The organism is Winslowiella toletana (genome assembly GCF_032164335.1).
GTDB lineage: Bacteria > Pseudomonadota > Gammaproteobacteria > Enterobacterales > Enterobacteriaceae > Erwinia > Erwinia toletana_A.
The window spans coordinates 196,508-223,292 of the sequence record NZ_CP134152.1 but is presented as its reverse complement, the minus strand read 5'-3'; the positions used below and the strand labels follow the sequence as shown (position 1 = coordinate 223,292).

At 46.2% G+C, this 26,785-nt stretch carries 28 protein-coding genes; 1 reads left to right on the top strand and 27 read right to left on the bottom strand.

From position 1 onward, the window contains the following. Positions 1-46: 46 nt before the first annotated feature. A complete protein-coding gene (gene gorA / locus RIN69_RS00995; RefSeq protein ID WP_313854968.1) occupies positions 47-1,399 on the top strand; it encodes a glutathione-disulfide reductase in 1,353 nt (450 codons plus the stop codon). A 122-nt stretch (positions 1,400-1,521) separates the two neighbouring features. Here the strand turns inward: gorA and RIN69_RS00990 are convergent, their stop codons facing one another. The 27 genes from RIN69_RS00990 to sctC all read right to left on the bottom strand — a co-directional run bounded on the left by RIN69_RS00990 (position 1,522) and on the right by sctC (position 26,784). Then, positions 1,522-3,033 (bottom strand): hypothetical protein, encoded by a 1,512-nt coding sequence (locus RIN69_RS00990; RefSeq protein ID WP_313854967.1) that lies wholly within the window; start codon positions 3,031-3,033, stop codon positions 1,522-1,524. 321 nt (positions 3,034-3,354) lie between these two features. After that, entirely contained in the window at positions 3,355-4,884 is a 1,530-nt protein-coding gene (locus RIN69_RS00985) for a winged helix-turn-helix domain-containing protein (protein ID WP_313854965.1), read from the bottom strand. A 304-nt stretch (positions 4,885-5,188) separates the two neighbouring features. Next, a complete protein-coding gene (locus tag RIN69_RS00980) occupies positions 5,189-5,695 on the bottom strand; it encodes a hypothetical protein (RefSeq protein WP_313854963.1) in 507 nt (168 codons plus the stop codon). Further along, positions 5,689-5,865 carry a hypothetical protein gene (locus RIN69_RS00975; RefSeq protein WP_313854962.1) on the bottom strand — a complete coding sequence of 59 codons (177 nt, stop codon included), beginning with the start codon at positions 5,863-5,865 and terminating at the stop codon, positions 5,689-5,691. Before RIN69_RS00975 ends, RIN69_RS00980 begins: the two co-directional genes overlap by 7 nt. 14 nt (positions 5,866-5,879) lie before the next feature. Then, positions 5,880-6,536: a hypothetical protein gene (locus RIN69_RS00970; protein ID WP_313854961.1), complete on the bottom strand. Its 657-nt coding sequence runs from the start codon at positions 6,534-6,536 to the stop codon at positions 5,880-5,882. Beyond that, positions 6,508-7,065 carry a hypothetical protein gene (locus tag RIN69_RS00965; RefSeq protein WP_313854960.1) on the bottom strand — a complete coding sequence of 186 codons (558 nt, stop codon included), beginning with the start codon at positions 7,063-7,065 and terminating at the stop codon, positions 6,508-6,510. Before RIN69_RS00965 ends, RIN69_RS00970 begins: the two co-directional genes overlap by 29 nt. 6 nt (positions 7,066-7,071) lie before the next feature. Further along, positions 7,072-7,791 (bottom strand): type III secretion system inner membrane ring lipoprotein SctJ, encoded by a 720-nt coding sequence (gene sctJ, locus RIN69_RS00960; RefSeq protein WP_313854958.1) that lies wholly within the window; start codon positions 7,789-7,791, stop codon positions 7,072-7,074. Positions 7,792-7,808: 17 nt separating this feature from the next. Then, positions 7,809-8,099: a type III secretion system inner rod subunit SctI gene (gene sctI / locus RIN69_RS00955; protein ID WP_313854957.1), complete on the bottom strand. Its 291-nt coding sequence runs from the start codon at positions 8,097-8,099 to the stop codon at positions 7,809-7,811. A 23-nt stretch (positions 8,100-8,122) separates the two neighbouring features. Then, complete coding sequence (gene sctF, locus RIN69_RS00950; RefSeq protein WP_313854956.1) at positions 8,123-8,383, bottom strand: type III secretion system needle filament subunit SctF; 261 nt, start codon at positions 8,381-8,383, stop codon at positions 8,123-8,125. 12 nt (positions 8,384-8,395) lie between these two features. Next, entirely contained in the window at positions 8,396-9,583 is a 1,188-nt protein-coding gene (locus tag RIN69_RS00945) for a PrgH/EprH family type III secretion apparatus protein (RefSeq protein WP_313854955.1), read from the bottom strand. A 342-nt stretch (positions 9,584-9,925) separates the two neighbouring features. Further along, positions 9,926-10,219 (bottom strand): acyl carrier protein, encoded by a 294-nt coding sequence (locus tag RIN69_RS00940; RefSeq protein ID WP_313854954.1) that lies wholly within the window; start codon positions 10,217-10,219, stop codon positions 9,926-9,928. 12 nt (positions 10,220-10,231) lie between these two features. Beyond that, positions 10,232-11,209: an IpaD/SipD/SspD family type III secretion system needle tip protein gene (locus RIN69_RS00935; RefSeq protein WP_313854953.1), complete on the bottom strand. Its 978-nt coding sequence runs from the start codon at positions 11,207-11,209 to the stop codon at positions 10,232-10,234. A 39-nt stretch (positions 11,210-11,248) separates the two neighbouring features. Then, a complete protein-coding gene (locus tag RIN69_RS00930) occupies positions 11,249-12,577 on the bottom strand; it encodes a hypothetical protein (protein WP_313854952.1) in 1,329 nt (442 codons plus the stop codon). A gap of 10 nt (positions 12,578-12,587) precedes the next feature. After that, positions 12,588-14,492: a type III secretion system translocon subunit SctE gene (gene sctE, locus RIN69_RS00925; protein WP_313854951.1), complete on the bottom strand. Its 1,905-nt coding sequence runs from the start codon at positions 14,490-14,492 to the stop codon at positions 12,588-12,590. Between the two features lie 2 nt (positions 14,493-14,494). Beyond that, on the bottom strand, positions 14,495-15,013 hold the full coding sequence (gene sicA, locus RIN69_RS00920; RefSeq protein ID WP_313854949.1) for a type III secretion system translocator chaperone SicA: 519 nt from the start codon (positions 15,011-15,013) through the stop codon (positions 14,495-14,497). 66 nt (positions 15,014-15,079) lie between these two features. Further along, positions 15,080-16,213 carry an EscU/YscU/HrcU family type III secretion system export apparatus switch protein gene (locus RIN69_RS00915; protein ID WP_313854947.1) on the bottom strand — a complete coding sequence of 378 codons (1,134 nt, stop codon included), beginning with the start codon at positions 16,211-16,213 and terminating at the stop codon, positions 15,080-15,082. A 31-nt stretch (positions 16,214-16,244) separates the two neighbouring features. After that, complete coding sequence (gene sctT / locus RIN69_RS00910; RefSeq protein WP_313854945.1) at positions 16,245-17,006, bottom strand: type III secretion system export apparatus subunit SctT; 762 nt, start codon at positions 17,004-17,006, stop codon at positions 16,245-16,247. Next, positions 17,006-17,263, bottom strand: a complete 258-nt coding sequence (locus RIN69_RS00905; protein ID WP_313854944.1) for an EscS/YscS/HrcS family type III secretion system export apparatus protein — start codon at positions 17,261-17,263, stop codon at positions 17,006-17,008. Before RIN69_RS00905 ends, sctT begins: the two co-directional genes overlap by 1 nt. After that, on the bottom strand, positions 17,263-17,934 hold the full coding sequence (locus tag RIN69_RS00900) for an EscR/YscR/HrcR family type III secretion system export apparatus protein (protein ID WP_313854942.1): 672 nt from the start codon (positions 17,932-17,934) through the stop codon (positions 17,263-17,265). The genes RIN69_RS00905 and RIN69_RS00900 overlap by 1 nt, the downstream gene beginning before the upstream one ends. Further along, positions 17,924-18,871, bottom strand: coding sequence for a FliM/FliN family flagellar motor switch protein (locus RIN69_RS00895; protein ID WP_313854941.1), 948 nt, complete (start codon positions 18,869-18,871; stop codon positions 17,924-17,926). The genes RIN69_RS00900 and RIN69_RS00895 overlap by 11 nt, the downstream gene beginning before the upstream one ends. Continuing rightward, positions 18,868-19,797: a SpaN/EivJ family type III secretion system needle length determinant gene (locus RIN69_RS00890; RefSeq protein ID WP_313854939.1), complete on the bottom strand. Its 930-nt coding sequence runs from the start codon at positions 19,795-19,797 to the stop codon at positions 18,868-18,870. Before RIN69_RS00890 ends, RIN69_RS00895 begins: the two co-directional genes overlap by 4 nt. After that, complete coding sequence (locus tag RIN69_RS00885) at positions 19,785-20,231, bottom strand: hypothetical protein (protein WP_313854938.1); 447 nt, start codon at positions 20,229-20,231, stop codon at positions 19,785-19,787. The genes RIN69_RS00890 and RIN69_RS00885 overlap by 13 nt, the downstream gene beginning before the upstream one ends. Beyond that, entirely contained in the window at positions 20,221-21,513 is a 1,293-nt protein-coding gene (gene sctN / locus RIN69_RS00880; RefSeq protein WP_313854937.1) for a type III secretion system ATPase SctN, read from the bottom strand. Before sctN ends, RIN69_RS00885 begins: the two co-directional genes overlap by 11 nt. Beyond that, entirely contained in the window at positions 21,513-21,911 is a 399-nt protein-coding gene (locus RIN69_RS00875; RefSeq protein WP_313854936.1) for an InvB/SpaK family type III secretion system chaperone, read from the bottom strand. Before RIN69_RS00875 ends, sctN begins: the two co-directional genes overlap by 1 nt. A 14-nt stretch (positions 21,912-21,925) precedes the next feature. Then, positions 21,926-23,995 carry an EscV/YscV/HrcV family type III secretion system export apparatus protein gene (locus RIN69_RS00870; RefSeq protein ID WP_313854935.1) on the bottom strand — a complete coding sequence of 690 codons (2,070 nt, stop codon included), beginning with the start codon at positions 23,993-23,995 and terminating at the stop codon, positions 21,926-21,928. Positions 23,996-24,028: 33 nt separating this feature from the next. Then, positions 24,029-25,153, bottom strand: a complete 1,125-nt coding sequence (gene sctW, locus RIN69_RS00865; RefSeq protein WP_313854934.1) for a type III secretion system gatekeeper subunit SctW — start codon at positions 25,151-25,153, stop codon at positions 24,029-24,031. Continuing rightward, positions 25,150-26,784: a type III secretion system outer membrane ring subunit SctC gene (sctC, locus tag RIN69_RS00860; protein ID WP_313854933.1), complete on the bottom strand. Its 1,635-nt coding sequence runs from the start codon at positions 26,782-26,784 to the stop codon at positions 25,150-25,152. Before sctC ends, sctW begins: the two co-directional genes overlap by 4 nt. Position 26,785: the final 1 nt, after the last annotated feature.

The window sequence follows — 26,785 nt, the reverse complement described above, 5'->3', positions numbered from 1 at the left end:
GTTACACTCTATGGCAATTTCCTACTCAACTTATGGAACAGATTCGATGACCAGACATTATGATTACCTTGCAATCGGTGGCGGCAGCGGCGGAATCGCCTCCATTAACCGCGCGGCCATGTACGGACAGAAATGTGCGCTGATCGAAGCAAAAGATCTTGGTGGCACCTGCGTCAACGTGGGTTGCGTGCCGAAGAAAGTGATGTGGCACGCTGCTCAGATCGCCGAAGCTATCCATCAATATGGCCCGGATTATGGTTTTGATACCACCGTTAACCAGTTTAACTGGGATATCCTGGTTAAAAACCGCAGCGCCTATATCGACCGCATTCATGCCTCATACGACAACGTATTAGGCAAAAACAAGGTCGATGTGATTAAAGGTTTTGCCCGTTTTGTTGACGCGCACACCGTGGAAGTAAACGGTGAAACCATTACAGCAGACCATATTCTAATCGCCACCGGTGGCCGCCCAAGTCATCCGAATATTCCGGGTGCGGAACACGGTATCGACTCCGATGGCTTCTTTGAGCTGGATGCTCTGCCAAAACGCACTGCGGTAGTGGGTGCCGGTTATATCGCGGTAGAAATTGCCGGTGTGCTTAACGCGCTGGGTTCTGAAACCCATCTGTTCGTGCGTAAACACGCACCACTACGTAGTTTTGATCCGCTGATTGTGGATACGCTGGTCGAAGTGATGAACGCCGAAGGCCCGGCGTTGCATACCGAATCGATCCCGCAAGCGATTGTGAAAAATGCCGATGGCAGCCTGACGCTGACGCTGGAAAATGGCAAACAGCATACCGTTGATTGTCTGGTATGGGCGATTGGCCGTGAGCCTGCGACCGATAACCTCAATCTGCAAGTGACTGGCGTGGCGCTGAATGATAAAGGCTATATCAACGTCGATAAGTTCCAGAATACCAACGTCAAAGGGATCTATGCGGTAGGTGATAACACCGGCGCAGTAGAGCTCACACCGGTCGCCGTTGCTGCTGGTCGTCGTCTGTCAGAGCGCCTGTTTAATAACAAGCCAGATGAGCACCTGGATTACAGCAATGTGCCAACCGTGGTATTCAGCCATCCACCGATTGGTACTGTCGGCCTGAGTGAACCGCAAGCGCGTGAACAGTATGGCGACGACGAAGTCAAAGTTTATAAATCGTCGTTTACCGCCATGTACACCGCGGTGACTCAGCATCGCCAGCCTTGCCGTATGAAGCTGGTGTGCGTCGGCAAAGACGAAAAGATCGTCGGCATTCACGGTATTGGTTATGGTATGGATGAAATGTTGCAGGGCTTCGCGGTAGCGCTGAAAATGGGCGCAACCAAGAAAGACTTCGACAATACCGTTGCTATCCATCCGACTGGTTCGGAAGAATTTGTCACCATGCGTTAAGCCATCCGGTGTCACCCAACAGGCTATGCGTCGATGCATAGCCTGTAATACAGGGATGATTTAGTATCACTCGTCGGCCCACATTAGCGAAGGGTGAAGTTATTATTTAATAACCAGTTTAATCAGTTAACGGCAATTTCTAACGTATTAAGTAAATCATAGTTACTGTAACCTTTGGTCATGGCGAATTCATTTACAATAAGGCTGGATGTCATTTCGACAATACTATCCGCACCGATAACGATGACACCAAATCCGGATTCAATAAGACTTTCTTCTGTATGATTGCCATTTCTGTCGATCACTATCCTCACCTCACCTTCTTTATTCAATACGACGTAACACTGCTTACGCCTCGCGATTTCTTGTGCGATTTTCTCCACTGAAAATTGATTAATTTCGAATTTAATCACTTCATCTTCTATAAATGAGAAAGCATTATCAATCTCATCAATTTCCGCTTTGGATTGAATATTCTGCCGAACTTCAACACCACTACTCGCCTTTAAAATTATTTCATCGGCAATATCGATAATAAAATCTTTCACCTCAGCGGTAATCTTTCCGTTTTTATGCGATTGAACGAGGTCCCGACTAAGAAGATCGCGGCTATGTAAAGCATTCTTGATAAAATCAGCGGATGACTGATAAGAATTCCCCAATATCTTACGTATCCCATAGGGAAGGGTGACTTTTTTGGTCTGGAAGTCATAACTCATCGCTTCCCCATGACGCAGATAAGAAGTGGCCAGTATATTAACCCCAGGCAACGACGGATCATCATACTCATTTAGATTGGGCGCTACGTTACCATTATAATCCGCATAGCCAATAGATAAGCCGAACCAGAGATAATTATCCCGTTCGTTACCACCGGGAATTGCCCATTCCACGATTTTATCCATGACAGAAGGAATGGACAGTAAGCCAATAATCGAACCAATAATCCCCAGCTGATGATAAGCACGAGTCAGCAACAAAGTCGCAGCCGGTACCTGGGTAATCGTATCCTGTACCGCATGTTGCAATGATCTGAACAGCGTTCGGGTTTTACTGGTCATTCCCAGCTCTACCGCCACAGTAAACTGCAAACCGGATTTACCGTAAGGAATATCCAGCTCCACTCTTCCCAGCTGTTGCCGGTTATAAGTGAGAGTTCGATCACACCAATTGAATTCAATGCCCTGTTGATTAACGCCCAGAGCATAGCCATTAACATAGTCAGAACCCATTGGAATTACCGTTCCCACTTCGGTATGCCAAAGATAACCTTCCACATGATCGCTTGCTAATACCAGGGTAGGAGTGAATTTAAAATCGATGCCGGTTGCGGGGTGCTTGATTTGTGGACCACATTGCAGTATCAGATGATTAGGCCCCCAGTTCTGGATAAAGTTTTTTATATCGACCACTGCCTGGTAAAAACGGCTGCCGGTTGGAACGGGTGGATCGGTAGCAGGATGAGTACTGAGCGCAGAACCGGAGGCAACGGTGGACAGGAGTAAAGGTTTTAAATTGATCTGTTCATTCTTTGCAGAGGTTAGATTAATCGCTAACTGCGATATCGCAGGATGGTCAGAGCTAACAGGCGAACTCTGCACCACTGCGGTACTAAAAGAATCGATAATTGACATAAAAAGCTCCCGATTTATAACCTCAATAGACAGCTTCCTTTCTTATTGTTAGCGGAAAGCAGCCGACTATTGTTAACAATAAATATTAATTTATCATTTAGTAGATATAAAACTCCTCTTGAATTATTTTATTGAATATAATTTTATATTTAATAAAGTCATTGAGCTATCATATTTCGCTCAGTTTTAATTAAGAGGTGGAGCAGCAACAAGAAAATGTTGATAAAAAAGCCCCTGCAAATTAACAGCCGTTAAGAAAATCAATTTGCAGGAGGAGACGACAGAGTGGCTATGAGTTAATCAATAACAGCAAGAACTCATTCAGTCGAATAATGGCATCCAGTAGACAGATTTTTTAGGCAGCGATTTTTGTGGCATATTCTGTAAACGCTTAAGCGTTTTTAGCGTATCGCCTCCCTGCTTGACCATCACCGCAGCATAGCAACAGCCGACAAAGGCACAAGAATCGCGGTAATGCTGCACTTCAAGTATGCAGGCTACCGCTTTATCCATCTGCTCTGTACGAGAAAAAAGAATCGCCAGCAGGCAATTAATAATGATGTCGCATGAACTATCGCGACCTTTCATTTCAGTCGCATAGGCAATAGCAGCAGCGGCATCTCCACTCAGAGTCAGAATCACTGCATACAAAATTTTAGCTGCGAAGAAATCAGGATTCAGAGAAAGTGCGACACCCGTCATAATCTGAGCTTTATCATATTCCTGATTCTGAACCAAACAGCAGGAGTAGTAGTAATAGACCTCGGCGCTTAAGGGCGAAAGAATAATTGCCAGTTGAAAATCTGACTCTTTCTGCTTAGTGTAATTATCGCGGCAAATAAGGGTTTTCATCGAAATAGCAAGGGCATTGCAAGGCTCCTCGACCAGCACTTTATCAGTGATAACGTTGATTATCTCCTCAGCTTTTTCATACTTCATCAGTCCCAAACTGGCCAGTGAAAAGTAGCACCCGGCAAGGTGGCACAGGGTCACAGTATCGTAGTTATCAAGCAGCAAAGAGTGTGAGTCGACGTTTTTGTACGACTCAAACAAAAAGAAAGAATAATTATTATAATTATTTTTTATCTGACAGAGTTTGTTATTGGCTGAAACTAAAGCTTTAGCAAACTCTTTCTTTTCACAATGTGATATTTTATGCAAAAGTAGAGAAATAATATTATTAAACCTGACCAGATTAAGTGAGTTATCGTCAGAAAGCACCACTGAATCACGAAAAACTACCGTCAGTAAAGCACTGTCAATCAGCTCAACTTTTATCACCGTATCTGAGCCAGTTTTGAGTTCTATCCCGGTAAGAAAATAGCGTACCCCGGTCGCTCTTAAATTATTAAAGCTATCTGTCAGATTATTGCTGTTGACCGTTAATGCCGCCGGTAAAAAGCGAAAACCTTTTTCTTCGAAAATAGCACTATGATTAATGATAAAATCAAAGATTATCATCGACAACGTTTTGTCCTGCATGACAAAGGGGAAGATAGCCAGCGTATCTTTCTGCTCAGGAGGCTCTTTAGCTGACTGCCGCGTTACCCTGGTCACATTCATGACAAAAAGATAACCTTTGCCATAGACCGTATTAATATAACGATATGTCGAACTTTCTCCCAATAATTTCCTCAACACATAAATACAGCGTGAGAGAGATTCATCTGATACCTCACCACCTTTCCACACCTCCCGAATGATATGATCTTTAGTAATCACCTCTCCCGCATGTTTAACCAATAATAGCAATACAGCCATTTCCTTGGGGGGAACAGTGACAATCCTGTCTTTGTGATACAGTACTTGATCACCGCAAAGTGTAAAGTCACTGAAACGATAATTTTCCATGTCAATTTATCCATTTTTTGTTAAACAAATTTTTCTAACAAATGTTATCAACTGTTATATACACTCTTCTTAAGAAGATGACGTGATATACAGATGCTCGACTGTAAAAAAGATAACATAACGGCATCAGTTAAAATGTGAAATCATACGGTGATTATCGATTTATGGGGGTGCCAATCAAGAACAATCTTAATATATTCAAAATATAATATTATTGAAGTATAAAAAGTAGTAAATTTATCGAATTTTAAGAAGGGAAGCAGAGAAATATTTTCAGGTAACTTCTCTGACTATTATGCAGGATTCAGAATACCGTTGCTGGCTCACAGTGCAGATAACCATTTTTCGCCTTGTGCCAAAGAATTTTAGAGCGATGATTACTCTCTGATATTTCCAGCAGCTGACAAAGTTGTTGTAATTTTTCATCATCACGCAGTGTGACATTAAGTTTATCCCAGAAAACTTTCCTTTCTTTATCATTTAACTTGCCTAACTGTTTACGCAGTTCAGTCTGATGACGCTGTTTACTGGCAGCCCCTGGACTGGCCAAATAATCGCGCCAGGTTTGTACCCCAGCAATAGCATAATGTGATGAAGCATTCGCATAATGCTTCATTCTGATACAGTTGATCATATATTCATAGTGTCTTTCAGCCGTAATGGTACCGACAGTTTCAGGTGAGATATCAACGCACTCCCCCTTGTTGCGATCGGCCATTGCTGAAGGATTAGCTATCCCGCAGCCTGCCGTGAGAATCAGCAGCAGAGTCAATATTAACCAGTTAATAAAAAATTTATTACCGACTACCACTCGATTTTACTCTCTTCGCTTACTCCACCTTCCGATAACAGAATTTCACTGCGCCAGCGGTCTATCATTCCTTGCATCATCAAATCCATAATCGTCTGCTCTGGAGTGCTGACCGGCAGATCTTCCATTACATCAATATGACTGGTTAGATTACTGATTAGAATATCCATTTTTTTCCGTATTATTATAGTAAAAGAGATTTAAGCAGTTCACGCGAACTGGCGCTTATGTTACTAATTCTGTTGCGAATATCATCATTTTCGTAAACCAGATGTTTAATAAGAGCGGATGTAAATTCCTCTGAGTTAAATTCAATAATCTGATCGCCTGTTTTCACCTGGTAAAAATCATAAGCATGGAACGCAACTTTTGGCTCAATCAAGATCTGAGGTCGTAATCGTTCACAGAGTTGTGCTGCCAATTTTTTATGGCCCAGCGGCATAGTCAGCAATATCTCATCATGTCCCGATATTTTATTTCTTTCATACCAGTCGATAACGATACTCAGAAATAAATCATTATCTCTGAATGTTGCCTGCAACATGGAGATGATTCTTTCTGCAAGTACCGATTCGAGTCTCTTTTGCTCTTGATTTATCGCATTAAAATGGGCGACAATATTACTAATGCAGTGAATAAACCCAGCCTCGAAGCCTTGGCTAAAAGATTCCTTTTTTATTTCGTCACTTTGTTGCCATGCCTGATTGATAATTTTCTTCGCTTGTTCTCTGGCTACAGCATCAATATTATTCGTTCGTTTTCTGGCAGCAAGATAGTCACGGGTGAGTAATGTATCCTCAATCGCCGCCAGTTCAAAGTGTGACTGTAAATTTTTTTGCATGCTGAACCGCCATCAAAAACAAAACAGAATCAAACTCTGACTGTCTTTCCACTGAAACATCACTTATGCCTTCAGGAAACAATAATCTGATGCGTTTGATTAGCGCGTCAGGTAATAAGGCATTAAGAGGCGTCAGTTCTGCATAAGCCAGTTGCCATATTTTTATTTCCTCAACTTTTTCTTTGCGAGGTAAACCAGCCGGTACAATGTTGAGCATCATAAAAGATCGCGCTTTTGGCGTCAGAAAATCCTGAGCCTTATTTTGTAAAATCCATGCCCGATATCGCTGACAAGCCATACTCCATGCGGCCTCACGCAACAGATACCAGTTATCGACAACCACCTGAATGATACCCACGCCACTCTCAAGACGGTGAATTTCATCAAGTGAAAACTGACGTACTAATGTTTTATTAATAATTCCACGAGGAATACCTTCACAGCATAAATCCGGTAATCCAGTTCTTGAAGAGTGAATCCATGACACTGGATCAGAAATAATTCTTTCAGAGCAAATAGAATATTTCATAGTACACTACACTTTCTTATTTATCTTGATTTTTCTGACTAGACCATTTTTATCTAAAATATAAACAATGATGAACATCGTTAAAATCACGCCTAAAAATAACCCTACCATCTTAAATTGTACGTTATCTTTTTTCGTCTGTACCGGAGGCAGTTGATACGCATCCGGTGCCGGCGTCATCACCACCGAAATGTTATCATAATCAACATTCGAAAAACTGTTCTTTAATAACCGAGTTGCATCGGCAATCAAATTTGCTGGCGCGTTATTAGCGGTGTCATAACGTAATAAAACAGCTAAATGCATTGGTTTGCCTTTTTTCTCTGCATCTGTGTTACTGATATCATAACTGACATGGACGCGCGATGAGACAACACCACTTATCTGGTTAAGCGTCTGCTCTAGCCGCTGCTCAATGGCAGAATAAATCCTCGCCACTTCAGCACGAGGCGAAGAGATCAATGCATCACTCGGAAACATCTCTGCTATTTCCACCCGTGGTTTTGATGGTAAATCATATATCGTTGTCAGGTCTACCGCTGCCGAAAAATCTCGTAAACCAACATAGACACTGTATCCGGACTTGGCAATATTTCGTTTTCTGGCTTCGATATTATTTTTCTGCAACAGTGCGACAACTTCATTAGCCTGGTTTTGATTCAGACCATTTAGCAAGGCTTCTTCTTTACATCCACTTATAAGCAGCAATGTGGCAAGTAAAGTCACTTTTAGCATCCTCATAATTAAGCACGAATTAACGTATCGACAGCCGTGACTGCTTTTCTTGTCAAAATTGAGTAAAGCGAAATTTTAATATTATATTCTGATGTTTTTAGCTGATACTGATATATTTCATCAATATCTGTTGATTTAACCGGATCGTTAGCACTGGTCAGCACGGCCATTTTATCCTGATATTCCACTGCAACATGCTGGGTATAGGCTTGCCTGAGTAATCCTTCAAGTGACTCGGTTGCCATATCATTACTCAAATTTTGCGTCATTCCGGTTTTTTCAAGGGCGATAGTTAGCATGATTCATTCCAGAAACTCAGATCTTATCTGAAGTTAGCAATAATCGAGGTTGCGACATCCTTGTAGCTTTTTACCACTCCCGATTGCGTTTGCCGATATACCTGATAGTCTGATGCCAGTGATTGATATTTTGCCAGAATCTTTGGATCGGATGAGTCCTTTTTAAACTCTTCCAATGCTGCTTGCAGCTCCAGGTTTAAACTTGCCACTTTTTCATCGAACTCTGCTGACATCTCGGTCAGAAATCCTTTCCAGGATTCGGTAACTTCATTATTACCAGACATAAGTTTACTCCATTAAATTTTCTCGGGAAAATACCATTGCTCGGCAGCTATTTTAATATAACCACCCGCACCATATCGATAAGACTTACCTTTTAGCCGATCCTCTTCCAGCTTGATATCAAACTGAATATATCCACTACTCCACTGACTTCTGAAATCATTGATAAAATTCTTAATTGCGTTGAGCTCGCTATCATTAAGATTTCCCACGACTGAAAACGTGACGCTATCAATGTTATTTCTTTTATTGAAAAAAGGCGTAATACTCAGTATCCCCTGTTCAGCATTATCAGCAATGCTGCGATCGCTGAGATAACTAAATCTGAAGGTATGAGCCCAGGTAAATAATAACGAAAGCTCCGCCGAGATACTCTCCAGTTGGGATTTCGTCATCAGTTTTGCCCGCTCCTGGCTCAGAATGATTTCAGGTTTAGCGGGGTCATCAAAACGTACGTCATGAAACTTAACCTGTGGCCAGCGTGCCATTATCTCCCGGAAAATTTTCTCTTGTTCTTTTTTAGCGGAAAGAACGGTGACATCACTACTAATATTGTTCTTAATCAGCGATTGCAAAGCGCGGTTACTGCTTTTTGTCGTACGCGCAAAAATATACACTCGGCCATCACCGCCCATAAAGCTGTTAAGCTCTTGCGATTCTCCTCCTAACGCCAGGTTAACAGAAATTATCTCATCTTCTTCACGCGGGTACAGAAGACAGAAAGCACTCAATCCGATCAAACCCATCAACACTAACGGCAGCAACAGCATTTTTCTCCACGGCTTGCGTGGCGCTTTGGCTGGTGCAGAAGCGATGCTGGAGCTGACCTCCTGCGTGCTACTGACTTCATCTACTGGCTGTTGCCACTCGCTGTGCTCCGGCCGCAACACAAAGTGAACATCGTCGACGTTTATCAGTTGATGAAAGTTAACCGAACTCGTTGTAGCCTGGCTTTCGTTCTCTGTTATCAGCTGCGGCTGCGACATCGCGGCGGTAAACAGGATAACGAACCGGGTATTGATCCTGTCATCCAGCACATAAATAGTGGCAGGATCGTCGGTATGCTGTTGTTCAGACTCAAGGGTATGGCGGTCAGCAACGATATAAGTGGTTCTTTCCTCACTGATAACGTATTCGCATCCCATCAGCAATGTATTCATGAAACGTATCACATAGTGATGTCTCACATCGTCATTATACATTCCCATCATCCGTTGCTTACCAAACGTCCTTAAGATTATGACGCCAGGTTACCATGTCAAAATTATCGATACTTGACAGAATAATGATGAATTTCCATCTAATCTTTCGCCGCTAATTTTCCTGACGTCAAGGTTGATAGTGACTTTAATCGAGAGCATTTCGCAACAATTCAGTTGATTTTAAGGCTATAATTTCAACCTTACGTCATTGTTATTATTCAGATATAACTTAAACCAATTCGAATTACATTGACCGAATGAAACATGAAAAACATTACGCGTTAAATTCAACTTTTATCAAATTCATCATAGTTAACCTGCAAAAATAAACTTTCTCTGAAATTAGGATTCTGTCCTCGCTAATTTACTTTCTACCAGTCGATAAAAATCAGTGACATCTTCAACTATCGCCATCTCACTTTCTGTAATAGCGATACTAAAAGCAGATTCGGCTTCATAAACGATGTCGGTCAAAATCAGAGAGTCAATATAGAGATCCATCGCCAGTAACGATGAGTCAGTGATTAACTGACTGTCGCAATCGCTGCAACGGGCAATAATCTGTTTAATATGCTGCCGACGTGCCATCGTCAGCTGTGCAAGCTCATCATCAGTAACGTCTCCACTGCGAATCATCGCTGCCGCCCCTTACTTAAGATTTTGTATAACCATCATTCTGGACTGAGCCTCCTGCTCGGTGAACTTGCTCAGTATCAGCACTCGCTGGTCGAATGCAGAGTTGGCGTTGGTCATTTTTTGCGTTAAAAGGTTCGCGAGGGTCTGAAAACCTTCAGCATGTGAGTTAAATCCGCTTTCCCATGCATTATAAATCGCAGCATTAAGGATAATGGCTCCGTAATTACGGCTTCCCTGTAAGTTAAGCAGGGTCTGAACGATGTTGTTTAAGGGTTTCAAATCGATCTGTACCCAGAAGCCACTTTTTTCATCACCTTTCAGGCAGTCAGCTGGTAGCCCCAAATTTGCTATCCATTTTTTTGCGATATCTTCCGTGGTGGTGCCGTACTTCCCGTCGGCATCAGGCTGCGGGAAAAGCTGCCCATTCGTGCCACTGAATTTATTGATCAGCTCCTGCACCTTTTGAGCAAAATTATGTGCCTGGAAGAGTATCTGCCCCTCTTTATCACTGGGCAGCAGATGACTCGACAGCGTTGCTTTGAGCTCAACAAAAGCTTTATAAAATGCACTCATCTGATCGAACGCGTGCAGAAATACCTGCAAATATTCAGTTTCCATCTCGCCGATGGTTTCCAGATGCTTATCGATTAAATCATTGCCACTGATCACCTCACCGGGCGGTGGCGTGTCGCCAGCCGTATTCCTCTCCTGCATCGTCAGCCGAAGAAGATGGTACTCAAGCTCTTCATTAGCACCTTCAGCATTGACCAACCAATCCGCATCGCCACGGGAAAGTTTATCTTGTAACGGTGTCAGATAGCGACGAAATGCCAGCCAGGCCTGCTCGGCGCTAACGTCAGCTGACGTGCGGGTGATACCCACTTGTGGCTCATCCCGCACCAGCGAAGGGTTATCTTCAACCGGCTGCTTTGCAGCGGCCAGAGGCAGGAAGTTTTGGAGGGTGGGTAATGAACTGATATTAAATGTCATCGTTATCTCACTTTAAAAGGAAGCTATTACCACGCATGGTCAGGCACGCACCGTCAGCAAACTAATGGTGGTGCTTATTCGCGCATTATTGGCGTTTATCAGATCGCCCACGATTTTAATAATCATCTCTTTAAGAGCATCAGCTTTGCGTTTGTGATCCTCTTCCGTTGCGGCCGTCTGTTGAAAAACGCGTGAATTCTCTTCAAGTAACTTTGCCTGCGCGCTGTTAGCGGCAGCCTGTCGCTGTCCTTCTGCCTCAGCGATAGCAGAAACTGGGCGTTGCATCTGAATTAGCAATGCACTTTCAGCCTGCAATTTTTGTAACTTGTGCTGTGACGTACTGAGATCGTGGTTAAGCTTCTCCAGCTGAACATGAATTTCATCATTGCTGGCATTAAGTTTGTGAATCTCTTTCTCCAGTGCTTCCCTCTGCTTATTACGCTCAATATCCATCCTGACCAGCTGTTTTATTTCTGCTTCCTTCGCCGTTATGATCTTTGTATTCTCTTTCAGCCGCGCATTCAGTTCGTCACCTTCTCTGGTTAAACCGGTAACGGAAAGACTATCGCCGTCAGCACCGGCTTTTTGTATTTCTCGCTCATTGGCTGAAAGTTTCGCCTTAATGGCATCGTTCTGGATGTTTAACGTTTTGATCTCTTCGTCTATAGCATGCTGTTTTTTGCTACTGCTTATACTGGCAGTTTCCAGCTTTTTCATTGAGGCCGTTTTATCGATGATCAGTGCCTTATTATCGCGAACTGAGTCATGTAACTTTCCTTTATCAGACACCACTGAGGCTTCAGTTTTCATATGTAGCGCGGTGCTCTTTACCGTTTTCCAGGTGCCAGCACCCGCAAAGGCCAGACCGAACATTCCTGAGTTAATTGCTCCAAGTAAACTATCTTCTCCTGCCAGTTTGGTCTTTTCAGCGCTGGCGAACGATGCTTTAAATTGATTGATGGTATTAGCTGCCCTGAGTTCATTATCTGCCTTCGAGAGCAACACTAATATTTCCACCAGTTGATCCAGCATATTCACCATTCGCGATGACCAGTTATTGTAGTTGGACCAATCTGTCTTTCCGGATTGTGGCTTATCTGTTGGGGTATCCGTTTCGATTACTTCCAATATATTGTTAAGAAAAGTACCAAGCAGCGCACTGAGATTGTCCCGTCTTTCTCTCAGCGGCGGACGCAACTCTGCCAGCATTTCAAAAGCCGTGATGAAACTGATATTGCTCATCAATTCGGTTAAGCTAACCGGCAATGTTGCCGATGTTTTTACTGCTGGCTTAAGCGATATTTCCGACAAACCATTCTCCGCCACTGTCGTTTGCCAGCAGGAAGTCAATGAAGTTAACCTTTCCATAAATTTATCCTTAGATAGCTCTTACGATAGAGACTCTGGCCTGATGACTGGATTGAATTAATTCGCTGATTTTTTCGCCGCGCGACTTAGTTTCTGCATCATCTTTCTTCAATGTTTCCAGCAGGGCGTTAAGTTTTTTCGTCAAATGATCCAACAGCTCACGACTGATTTGATAATTAGCCAAAGCATCGTGGGCCTGTTTATTATGCTGGCCAATAATAATGCTATTAGCCAGTCTGTTGGTTGTATCACCGAGGGTGACAACTTCGCCCGCGATAGTGGCGATCCGCCCGGCCACTATCCGGTTAGCAGGAGAGAAATGCAGTTTTTCCAGTGATTTTGTTGCCAGCTCATCCAGCATTTGTTTGGTCTGCTGTGCGAAATTTTTAATCGATTTAACGGCATTTTTTAACAGCTTCGGCATCTGTTCCAGTGCCGATTTAATCGCCGTTTTAACATAGGACCCCACGGCCCTCGCCAGCGATTTACCGAGGGTTTTGTACAGCACTTTGCCGGCACTTTTCAGGATAAAAGCCGCAGCCACAATAATCGCCACCGTAGCCGCTGCCGCCACCGCGGTGTGGATAGTGTTCATCATATTGGCACCGGTTTTTTGATCGATATAATTCAGCAGCGCGCCTATGGGGGTGTGATCGAAAATATCGCTGACCACATCTTTGATGGCATTCATCAATGGCATAAAGACATGATCCATTAACGGACCCATCACCTTCTCAGTAATTGAAAAACCGAACAATTTTTCAGTAACGGTATCCGCGACCAGCAAACCAAGGCCCAGTGCCATCAGTGGTGCGCCTGCACCGCCAAACACCATGGTCATGGCTCCCAGTGCCGTCGCGATGCCACCAAAAATTTTGGTGCACTTACTCATCTTTTCAGCAGCTTCTCTCGCCTTTGCCTGTTGCTCATCAAATTGTCGAGCTTTTTCTGTCAGGCTGGTGCGCGTCGCTTCCATCAGCTTTGCACTTAATTCCCGGTCGTTTTTCAATTTATTCAGATTGTTTTCATGAACAATGCTCTGCATCTGCGCCATGCGCAAAGTCACCATCGCCTGAAACGATAAATTCTTCTTCTCCTCGGTAATTAACTGCTGATGATTACTCACCACTACGCCAGCAGTGTTACAGCTCAATATCGTCAGTTGCCTGATTAAATCGCCATGCTGAATAATCAGCGCCTGTGACATATCCAGTTTTTTTAGCATCTCCGCTTCAGCGGCAATTACCGTCTGTGAGGCGGAATTAATGGCATTTTTGGCCTGCTCAATTTTCTGTTTAAGCGCAATATAGCGTGGCGCGTTCTTCTCTCCGCTCTCCAGCGACAGTTCGCCCAGCTCACCCTGTAAGGCAGTATGTTGCTGCTTGAGCTCTTTTAATATGGCAGTGTTGTTATCCAGCGAGCCGATTGCCGCATCCAGCTCAAGGGTTGCGGCCTGCAACTGCCCGGTAGCCCTATCCATGGCTTGCGAGAGCTCGGTTGCTTGCTTTTGATGCTTAGCTGCGCGATTGAGCAGACTTGAAATCACTTCGCGCCGTTTTTTACGTAACTCTTCTGCGCTGCTTTGCTCAGATGCAGGGTTAGTCGCCTCTACAGCATGGTTTTCATCCGTTGCGGACAAGCGAAGCAGAATATTGCTCTCTTTATCGAACTTTGACGTTGACGCCACGTTGCGCAGCACGCGATTACTGTCCGTGCCATTATCAACGTTGTCCTCGATCACTTGCTCGGCAATATCATGAATAAAGCGAGCATTTGCTTCAGATACCTTGTTAATATCGTTAAAGCGGTTAGCAACTCTGCCAGCTGCAGCAAGATCGTTATTTTTCTGATGAAGATTATTGCTGTAAAAATTAGCAAATGTTCCATTTATTGATAAATCTGTCAGATTAGACATGACTAACTCTCCTTAGCAGACTCGGTGGTTTCTTTATCTTTATTTAGCATCTTTCGATTTTTTTTGATGGTTTCAAAATAAACCTGAGCTTTTTTTACCAGATGTTCATTCGGACATTTTTTTATCACTACTTCAAAACATTGCAGAGCTTTAATCACATCTCCCATCAGTAGCTGACATTGGCCGCTATAAAATACCGGGCTGTAATCGTCTTTCGAGAAAATATACGCCAGAGAATAGAGATCGCAGGCTTTCTGGTACTTCTTCTGCAACTGATTTACGGCTCCCAGTCCAATAAAATAATCCGGGTTATTTAAATCATACATGCAGAGCAGACTAAAATAATGTTCTGCCTCATCCAGACGCCCCTGATAATAAAAATGGTGAGCATGGGCATAAATATCTTCCATGGTATCATCCGGGATACCCTGTAAGTCCTTCAGTAATATACCTTGCTGAACATACTCCATTAGCATGGAACACATTTCAGCTTCATGGATTTTCTCGTTTTCCTGAGTCATCTCTCTTCCTTAGTTAAACCATCCATGATGAATGGTGTTATTAGAACAAAGTTGTATTTTTTTTACTCACAAAGAACGCTCATCAGCAGCAGGGTTTTCTGTGCCTTGTGAAGCGGATGTAGATTCATCGACAACGGTTTCTGACGGATTATTTTCGGCGTGTTCAGCCATCCAGTTGTTCTCAACCTGCTCAAGCCAAAAAAGAATATCCATCACTTCGGTAAACATTTTCAGGCTAACAAACGCATGTTTTTTATGGGTACGAAACAGCTCTCTTGCCAGCGGAATATTTTCAACCACCGGCACACCGACTTGTTCCGCATAGCGACGTACCGCGAGAGCACGCTGATTCTTTTCAATGAATGAAATAAACGGTATGGGTGTAATCGCCAGATTACGATAGATTCCTATCGCAATATGTTTAGGGTTGGCGATAACAACACTGGATTTTTTGATGTCTTTTTTGAATTCTTCAGAAAGTAACTCCTGATTAAGAGCCTTTCTTTTTTTCTTTATCTCGGGATTACCATTAATCTCTTTGGTTTCATTATCAACTTCTTTCTTGTCCATTTTCAGATCTTTGATATACAGCAAATACTCTGCCACGCAGTCGATAAGAATAATAATGAAAATACAGGCAATAAAGATCACCAGCAGTGAATGTACCAGCTGCCCCCACACTTTCAGCATGACACCCGGCTCTGACCAGACCAGACTGATAATCAGTGCGCGATTTTCTTGCCAGAAGAACAGAGTCGCCAGCACAAAGCAGCCGAGGTAAAGCACTGACTTAAGCAGATCCTTTAACGTTCTCAGGTTAAATATTTTTTTAATACCCTTAAGAGGATTAATTGCCGAAAGGTTTAGTTTTAATGCCTTAGTCGCCAGCTGCATACCGGTCTGCAGCAGGCCCGGTAACAGCGAGGCGGCAATGCAAATTATGGCAATTGGCAGTAATATTTTTATGCCAAACCAGACGCATTGCAGAATATATCCCTGCAATGAGTAGTCGTACTGACGCGCAACAATGCTGTGCAGAATGTCTGAAAACTCGCGCAGAGAGGTGAAATTGAGCACCATCTCGACTCCGACCAGCGTCAGGCAGGTGGTGACTAAATCCTTGCCTTTAAATGTCTGTCCTTTTTTGGCCGCATCACGCTTTTTTTTGTCGGTCGGCTTTTCAGTTTTATTGCCCGCCATGCTGGTGTTCTCCCGGCCTCCGCAGCTTAAGTCAGCTAAGTGGAAAAAAGATCTTTTCCAGTCCGATTACCTCAGAGGGCAGTACTGGAGAAAAATAGAGCAACAGCACCATAAACCCGATGAGAGTTTTGACGGTTAACGCCATGGAGAAAGCATTCATCTGGGGGGTATAGCGCGCCAACAGGCCAAGAAAAAGTTCAGTAATCAGAAAGATGGAGATCACTGGCGCAGAGAGCCTGACGGCATGCTTCATCAATTCACCGAGAAATCTAATCACATTCTCCCAGCCGGGCATCGCCGCCGACAATGGCGGCCACAGCTGATAACTCTGCTGCATTACCTGCAGAAAGGTCAGCATTCCCCCTGCCTCCAGAATAATCACCACGGCGATCAGATTGAATAAATTCGCCAGTTCAGAGGTATCAATGCCACTCAGCGGATTTAGCGTGCTGCTCAGCGTCGCTCCACGCTGGTTATCTATCAGGCTACCTGCCGCATGCAGGGTCCAGAAAGGCAGGCAAATAAAGATGGCAATAATTAGCCCGATGACGATTTCTTTGATCATTAAAGCACTAAATTCCAGCACGCCGAGTTGATATATCAGCACTCCCTGCGCATCCCACAGCGAAGCACCCAGCAAAAATGCCAATGGAAACTTAAATAATCCGGTAAGCGTTGAATTGCTGAGATAAGGCAACAGCATAAATGCCGGGAACAGACGCGCTGAGCTTAACAGCACCATAAAAAGCCAGTTATTTAACTCAAAATAGAGCTCGGTTTGTATGTTTTCCATTATCGTTTTAGTGCGAAATAAATCACTTCCTTACCGTAGGCTAATAATGTTTCGCCATACCATCCGGATAATAAAAATAAACAGATACAGACACCCAGCAGCTTGATGCCAAAAGGCAGGGTTTGTTCCTGTAATTGCGTTACCGTCTGAAACAGCCCGACCAGTAAACCAATGACGGTTGCCACCACTACCGGCACGGCAGACAAAATCAGTACCAGCCAGATGGCTTTATTTCCTGCCAGAATCACTTCATCCATCAGAAAGTTGCCCCTGAGGCGCTAAGATCCAGATACTGATTAAGTAAACCCTTTGAAATCAATGTCCAGCCATCCATCACCACAAACAGCAGCAGCTTGATCGGCACGGATATAGTCACCGGACTCATCATCATCATGCCCAGCGTCAGCAGGATGCTGGAGATCAATAAGTCGATAACCACAAAGGGCAGATAAATGTAGAAACCGATTTTAAAAGCATCTTTTATTTCGGTTAAGGCGTAAGCCGGCAGCAGGGCAAACAAAGAGGGTTCGGGCGGATTTTCAGCATCGTCTGGCTCGCCATCACGCTGTCGCTGGGCTTGCTCAAAGAACGCCGCTAAATCTCGATCGGCATACTTACGCAGGTAAGCCTTATAGCCATCAAAACCACTGTCGATCCAGGATTCGATTGCTTCGGCACTGCTTAAATCGATCGGCTGCTGTTTGAAATGGTTATATCCCTCTTTCATTACCGGCATCATGACAAATACCGACAACACAAAGGCGATACCATTCAGGGTAATATTGGAGGGAATTTGCTGTAATCCAATGGCGTTTCTGACCATCACAAACACGATGGAAAATTTGATATAGCTGGTGCCACAGGCAATCAGAAATGGAGCCAGTGATGAGAGAGCCAGCACGGCAATCAGCGAAATATCATTTTCCATACTGTGCCTCATGACACAGCGTCTGAATTTCTACTCCCAGCCGTTCATCAGCCATCACCAACTCACCCTTTGCCAACAGCGATCCATTGGCACAAATAGTGATACTGTTTTCCCCTTCGGTTCCCACGGCTATCACATCACCGATATGCAGAACCGATAATTCATCCAGCGTCAGGGTCATTTGATTAATAATAAAGGTGAGTTGCACCGGTATATTATTGATGCCAATACGCTGCGCCTGAAGATTCTGGTGCGGGTGCAGCGGCTGATAATGCTCGTGTTGTTCCTCGTCGTCGTAGATATCTTCCAGCATTAAATAGTCCTCCTGTTGCCGGTATTTAGCTAACGTCCTGTTGCCTGTCACTACCGTCTCCAGTAGCTGATTCACCAGCAGCACATCGCCCGGCTGTAACTTTTTCAGGTGGCGATAACTCAGCGCACTGCTGCCAAGCATTAAGTCCAGATGGAATGGAATCGTGCCATGCAGTAGCGACGGTAACACCTGGCATATATGGCTCCGATAATGGGTGTTCACTGCCGTGAGCCAACCAGGACCGCAGCTGGTGTTAACCCTCGGCATCGCTTTATCGCGATACTCTTCCACCGCGACAGGTGCCAACACCGTCAGTGGCTCTTCAGCTTCGCCCGGCAAATGCAGCGTAAGCAGCGCGCCGCTGTAGTGAAAGAGATCCCTGATTTCATCAGGCGTGATCAAATCGGCTCGTAATCCGCTTTTTTCCGGCAGACTTTTACCAAACCAGGCCCGCACATCGACCAGCAATTCAACGCCGGTTATTTGTGCCGTTGCCCTGGCAAGCACCGCTCCGGGCGGCGGCGTGGTCATCAGCACGGGCTGGTGATGCATTTCCAGATAGCGAAAAAACAGCTTCAACGCGCTGGATTGCGCATCGTAACGTCGTATCGCCAGCGCTTTCATTCCTCATCCACCATCGATTGCTGCTTATCACGCTGCTGCTGCCCATCACCTCGCTCTTCTCGCAGGGCAATTGCCGTAACCGGCGGGTGGGCGCTGATGGCATACTGTAAACGGTGGCTGACCAGCGCATCAGAGGGAGTCATCATCACCGCCAGCTGTTGGCTGCTGTCACGCACGGTGGTCAGCACTACCCGGTGTTCTCTGCCCCATGAGCTAAAGGAGTAGCTGATTTTATTTTGTCCCTCGGCTGACGGCGCTGATTTAGCTGGCCGGACAGAAGCCTGTGCGAAAAGCTGATGCGATTCACTTTTTGCCGCGACGGGTCGACTTTTTGCTACCGCTTCCCCATCGCCTGGCAGCGGTGGCGGCAAGGCAGGCAACGGGGCGGCACTGTTTTCTTCGCGGCGTGATTTATCCAGTGGGCGATCCGCTGGCGTGTTATCACTGAGTGCGACTGCACTACCCGGCGGCGTCAGACTCTCACGCACAACAGAGCGGTGGCTATTATGTGCTGCCGAAAGCGGGCGACTGCCGCGGGGCATTGATGGCGTGTCACGGCTGGGCGTCGTGAAAGATTTGGTAGCGGCGCTCTGCGGCAGCGATCTGTCCTCGGTCAACGGCTCAGCCGCCAGCGTCGTAGTTTGAGCCGTTGCCGTCGCGTATCGCGGAGGATGTTGCCAATTACCCACCTGATAGTCGGCTTTAACCGTCAGTGCCGTATACCGGGCAAAATCCGTTACGGCAGGCGGCGGTTCCGAAAACATCCGGAGCAGTGGCGGTATCAGGCCGATCGGTGGCATCGCCTCTGCACCCTGCTCCTTTTTCGCTTTTTTCAGCCGTTCGTCCAGCTCGGTGGGGTAACCGGCATCACTGCTGCTGCCTGCCTGGGTAAAGTGGGGGGAAACGGGTCCGGTTATCTTTGCCAATTCAGCTGCTCCTCGGTTTCGGTCTCGTGCTGACGCTGTCTGCATTGCAGCTGCTGCTTTTGACGCTGTCGCAAATGAGCAGTCAATTTTTCTGACTTGCGCTGCATCTGAATGCGTTCGGCTTTCAGGCTGGCGTGCTGCTGGCACTGCTGTTGCAGTTGATGATGTTTATCCGCCAGCATCAGCTCCATTTCCGCAACTTTGCGTTGCAGCGATCCCTGCCGCGCTTTGTTATCCAGAATGGCTTCAAGGCTGGTATTACCGGCAATAATCAGTGAGGACAGGTGCCTGAGCAGCAGATCGCGTTGTTGGTCGCCGGCGGTAATTTCTGACTGGATGTGATGAATAGTGAGCTGGACTTGTTGCAGCGCACTCTCTTTGCTTACCGTGCGCTGTTCAATCCGACGAATAACAACTGGAATGTTATTTAACAAGGTATTGCATCCTTATTAGCGTGTCGGCAAGCGCGCATTGCTGCTCTACTGGCTGACAGAGAAAGCGTTGAATTTCAGCGCTGGCGTTAAAGGTCATATCATTGTCAGGGTTCACACCCGGCTGGTACTCGCCGAAGTCGACCAGCACCTGCAATTCCTCCATTCTGGCGAGCAAATTACGCAGGTTACTGGCGTGAGCCTGGTGACTATCGCTGGTCACTCGCTGGCAGACACGACTGACGCTGCGCAATACATCAATAGCCGGGTAATGATTTTTACTGGCAAGTTTGCGACTCAGCCAGATATGGCCGTCAAGGATCGAGCGAATCTCTTCCGCGACCGGATCGGACTCCTCCTCATTTTCCAACAGGATGGTAAAAAAGGCGCTGATACTGCCACGCTGCGTTTTGCCGGGCCTTTCCAGCAGGGCGGGAAGTTTTTCGAATACCGAGGCCGGATAGCCACGACGCGCCGGCGGTTCACCGGCAGCCAATGCCACGTCGCGCAGCGCGCGGGCATAACGCGTTATCGAATCAAGAAACAGCAGAACGTTCAGCCCGCAGTCACGGAAATATTCGGCGATAGTCATCGCCACCGATGCCGCATTGGCGCGGTCCAGCGCCGGATAGTCAGAAGTGGCGTACACCACCACACAGCGTGATCTTCGATCCATTTGCCGCAATGCCTCGACAAACTCCGTCACTTCGCGGCCACGCTCGCCAATCAACGCCACGACAAATATCTCCGCATCCGCATTGTTGATCAGCATCTGCATCAGGGTCGTTTTGCCACATCCGGCGGCGGCGAAAATACCCATTCTTTGCCCAATGCCGCAGGTCAGCAGGCCGTCTATCGCCCGAATGCCGGTGACTAACAGCTCGCTGATGCCACAGCGCTGATCCCAGGCCGGCGGTGGCGCATTGACCGGGCGGCTCTCTACCAACGCGCCTTCAGCCGCGGGCGAGAAACGCTCAGACACCTTGCCTGAAGGAGTGAGAACCGCACCAGCCAGCATGGCTGACACTTCCATCATCAAACCGTGACCGGTAGGACTGATCACCATGTCGCGTGACAAGCCCTCGGCCGAGCCAATCAGGCTGAGTATGGTTGAATCTCTTTCAAAACCGAGCACCTGCGCTCTGGCGACCAGCGTTTTGTCGCTGTCACTTCTCAGCACATTACACACTTCGCCAATCGTGACCCCCTTCAGCCGGGCTTCAAGGATCGGGCCGGTGACACGCACAGGATGCGCCTGATAGCGCACCAGTGTCGGCCATGGCATTAGCGCAATACCTCACAATATTTGCGCAGGCTCAGATAAAAGGTTTCGAGTGCATCACCGAACATGGCTTCATTCAGGCAACTCTCTTCCAGCACACACTTCAATACCGTCGCATTATCTTCTTTGGCGATCTGCAGCTGACCGGTTACCGAATATTTTGCCGGTTCAAGCAGCAGCTCAAGTATCCGGTCGGCGACCTGAGAAAGGACATGAACGTTGTGATCGCAGAGCTGAGACCAGAGCACCACCTGTTTATCAACCACGCTGACTAAAATGCCGGGCATATCGTCAAAATCTAACAAAATGGTAGAGTGGCCATCAAAATTGTTGAGCAGCGAAGCATCGCAACCGCCAGAGCGGAGTGATTCTCGTACCAGAGAGGCAATATCAATATCCATCTGAAAGTCCCTTATTATTGAATTGATTTGATTACATCAATTGAAATGCCTTCTGAAATTTCGCCAAAAGAAAGCACCTCAAGATTTTTAAATTTATTTTCCAGAAAGCGTTTCACAAAGCGTCGGATATCGACTGACGCCAGAATGACGTAGTCCTTCTGCGACATCAGAATGTCGCTTAAGCCGAGGGTAAAAGTGTCCATTAACTTTTCAGAAGCCGCTGGTTCCAGATTAAGAAAAGTTCCGGCGGCGGTACTGCGAATTCCCTGACGCAAGGTCTCTTCCATCTCAGCGGAAATTAATACCGCCTTCAGGGAATTACCGACGGCAAATTTATGACTGATATAACGACAGAGAGAAGTGCGCACATGTTCCACCAGGGTAATGACATCTTTTTCTCGTGGTGCCCAGACGGAGAGGGACTCCATGATCAACTTGGTGTTTCGCACCGAGATTTTCTCGCCGAGTAGTCGCTGCATCACTTCCGATGCCCGTTGCACCGTGGTGTGGCGCATCACTTCTTTAATCAGATCGGGATAGTCTTTCTCCAGCTTATCGATATGTGCTTTGGTCTCCTGCACGCCAAAAAACTCACTCACATTGCGCACCAGCGAGTTAGCAATGCAGTAATAGAGCTCGTCAACCGGTGTCCGGGTGTGAAAACCCAGCTCGGTAAGCAGCGACCGCTGTTCAGCGGCAACCCACACTACACCGCCATAGTTGACCGGTTGAATACCAAGATGCTCAAGCTCATCAGAGACGTTCACCACGGTAATTTGTCCGAGCAAAATATCGAACTGTTCAGCCTGAATTTCATTAATCAGCAAAGCGACTTTGTTCTGCTGCTGATTTTCAGTCGACCGAATGACAATCGCTGGCAGATGGATGCCGTAATCGACAAAAAACTGGCTGCGAAAACGTTCGGCGGCATCCAGCTGGGTCAGATAATCACCGGCCGACGGGTTAACCCGCAGAATAAGCGGAATGGTCGTCGGGGTAACCTGGTCAAGATTTTCAATTAATCCCAGCTGGGTATCGGCATCAGCAGCAACTGGGCTCGCCTCATCCGCTGCATCGTTGTTTTGCTTCACGCTACCCGGCTTGCCGCCCGCCAATTTATTGTTCGCTTCACGCCACTTTAAGAAAAACAATCCTCCAGGAATCAGCGCCAATAGCAGAAAAATAAACAGCGGAAAGCCAGGTAAAAAACCGATGGCGACGGCAATGATCGCCGCGATAATCAGGACAAACTGATTATTCATCAGCTGTGACATCATGGTGATACCCATATTGTCACCCTCGCCACTGACCCGGGTGACAATAAATCCGGCACTGATGGCAATCAGCAACGAAGGAATTTGCGCAACCAGCCCGTCACCAATGGTCAGCATGGTGTAGGTGGACAGCGCCGTGGACATATCCATGCCGTGCTGATTCACACCCACGCTGATGCCGCCAATAAAGTTGACAAAAATAACCAGAATACCGGCGATGGCATCCCCTTTAATAAACTTCATCGCGCCGTCAAAAGAGCCGTATAACTGGCTCTCTTTCTCCAGAATGCTGCGCCGCTGGGTGGCTTGTTCCGCATCAATCGAACTGGCACGCAGATCGGCATCAATACTCATCTGCTTGCCGGGCATGCCATCCAGCGAGAAGCGTGCCGCCACTTCCGCCACGCGCTCCGCACCTTTAGTGATCACCATAAATTGCACGATTGTGACAATTGAAAAAATTACGAACCCCACCACCAGATTGTCACCAATAACAAACAGACCAAAAGTGGCAATAATTTCTCCGGCATCGGCATCATTCAATATCAGCCTGCTGGTGCTAATCGATAATGCCAGTCTGAATAGCGTAGTAATCAGCAATACCGCTGGAAACGACGAAAAACTCAGAATACGATCAATATAAAAAGAAGAAAGAAACACCAGCGCCGAAATAACAATATTCAGCCCAATCAGGAAATCGACCAGATAGGTTGGCAAGGGAATAACCAACATGGCGATAATCATAACGACCAATAACAGAATAAATAATTCCGGATGCTTCCTCAAATTGATGAAAAAGTCATTAATCATGCTCAGTACCTGATATACCAACGAGGATGAATATTAATAAGTTCTGCTCTCTGCCAGTTCAGCTTGATAGCCGTGGCCGATCAACGATATAAAGTGTTGATACAACAATTGCTGCTGGTCAAAACTGTCAAAAATTCCCGATGGGAATTCGCGGACAAAGTGATATATCTTCTGGATAAAACACACTTTTTCTCTTGGTGACATCCGACTTAAGACATTGTTTCCCAACTGTCTCAACTGATCGTAGAGCAGCCCGGCATCATGTAAAATGGATAATATAAACAGTAGCCAGTCATCTTCAGAAAAATTAAAGCGTTTTAGAAAACCATCTTTACTGGCACGCTGGATAAATAAATCCTCGCTTGAACGAATCAACTTTATTTGTGTCAGACGCCCCAGTAAATTACCAAATTCAATATCGGTACATCCCGGATCGCTGGCATTCATATCTGCCAGCAACGCAGCCTCCATAAAGTTGATCAGCATGCGACGTCTGTCCCCGCCAAACATTAATACCCATCCCTGATATATTTTTCGCTCATTCTCGTTGCTTTCAATAAAATTACGATAGCTTTCACGAATAACAGCCGGTGACAGTTTTAATTGCTTACTCATTAACCGCGCTTTAAGCGCAACATTAATTCCTGACTTTAGCCGCGTCGGGCAGGCATCATCTTCGGCAATCGCCAGCGCCTGCTCTATAATTTCACGTTCAATTTCTAAGATATTGCGATGTTTCAGCATCTCTCGCAGGGCAACCACCCGATTACTTTCATCGGGAAACAGACTTCTTGCCTCGTGCAGTAATAGCGCGGCAGATTTTGTTTGCTGCGTTTTTATCACCCGCCACAGTGCGGCAATCTTTGCTTCGGCATCATCATCCAGTAGCTCGTAGATCTCTGCCGCAGCAGAAAAATCACAGCGCCCGGCAATGTCCCTTAGCCTGCGTACCTGGCTGATAAAAACAGAAAACTCATCAACGGATTTCAGAAAGTTTTCCGCGCTGACAATCAGACCATCGTTATCAACCGCCCCACCGGGATGACCGGCAGAATTTGCCAGCGGCTTGCTCAACTGGTCACTCAGTATTGTGCGCGGTTCTGGCAACAATTGCCCAGACAGCAGCGGTCGGGTCAGCGCAGCAATTGGGCTGGTCACCGTTGCGCATCCAGAAAATTGTTCATCCAGTCAAATAGCGGAGCCTCAGCAGGCTTATTGCGTAGCCCGGCAACCAGCCGCGTACTGTCGCGTGATTCACGGCCATCGATCTCTTTAGGCTGAATCAGAAAGACGCGTACCATATTGGCATTGCGGCTCTGACGATAACTGAACAGGCCGCCAATCAGCGGCAAATCTCTTAGCCACGGAATTCCCTGGCGTAAATTACTGTTTTCATCGCGGGTATAGCCCCCGATCAGCAGGCTTTTGCCTTTCGGCACGCGGGCCACCGTGCTGATATTGGTTCGGCCAACTTCCGGCAGGCTGCTCTCTTTGTCATTTTCCTGACGATACTGATTGCCATCTTCAACGTTCAGCATCATTTCTATTTCTTCCGCATCGGTAAATCGCGGTAAAACACTGAGCGATGTTCCATAGGTCACATGCTCAAGACTGGTGCTGCGTTCGCCAATCAGTTTGGTATAGAACGTGCGGCTGTTGTCGAAAATTGCCGGGACGTTCTCCTGCGTCAGCAACATTGGGCGTGAAACCACATTGGCACGATTTTGCTGCGACAGAGCCATAATCGCCGTCATAAAGCTGGCTCCATCAACAGTGCTGGAGATACCCCCATTAAACGAGGCGCCAAACTGATCGGTTAAATTAAGCGTACCGCGCCAGGTCACGCCCAACTGCTCCAGTTCATCTTTCTGCAGATCGATAATCCACACCGACATTTCTATATGCCGTTTTGGTACATCCAGCAAATTCACCAGCCGCTTAATATTACTCAGCTGCTCAGCGGATCCTTTAATCAGCAGGCTGTTGTTATCGGGATTAGCAATGACCACCATCTCGTTTTCAATCGCAGTGCGCACTGCCGGTTGCAGCGCTTTTTCTGCCACTTCATCACCGAGGGCTGGTGCTTCTGTATCCTCTTCCGCGCCGCTCTGCAGTTCGGTTGTTGGTCGGTTTTCTACCTGAGTGGTCGCGATACCGTTAAAAGTTAACGCCCGAATCACCGAAGCCACGCCGGGAATGGTAATCACTTCATCACGAAATTTATATTTTCGATCTTCCACGAAACTGTTGTACAACGGGATCGCCGACAGGCTGGTTGCTTCAACATCTGTTACCGCCAGCTGATCAAGATAAGCAGCCGTCTGCATGACCAGCATAAAATAGACCGGTGGCCCGGCGAGATAAAAAGTCTGGCTGCCGGGTTCAGTTCGCAGCGGATAGCGATCATCATAAAGATCGGAAGCCAGCAGAAACTTTTGCAGTTCCGCTACCGAGCTGTTTTTCAGCCGAACAACGCCATTTTTTAATTCGCTGGCGTCATAAATATAAATAGTATTCCCATCGTAATACCAGACCAATCCCATATTGTTGGTGATATTATCCAGCAATGCCTGCGGAGCGGAAAAATCAAAGTTACCGCTGATTCTTTTCTTTGCCGCCAGGTTACTGACAATAAAGGGTGTTTTCATTCTGGCGGAAAGCGCATCAAAAAACTGTTTAACACCGTCTTTTGCGGTAACGTAGCCTTGGGCAGGCATTTTTTCTTCAACCGGTGTAACGGCAATTGCCAGACAGCAGTACATAAAAGAAACCGCCAAAAAAAGTAGCATA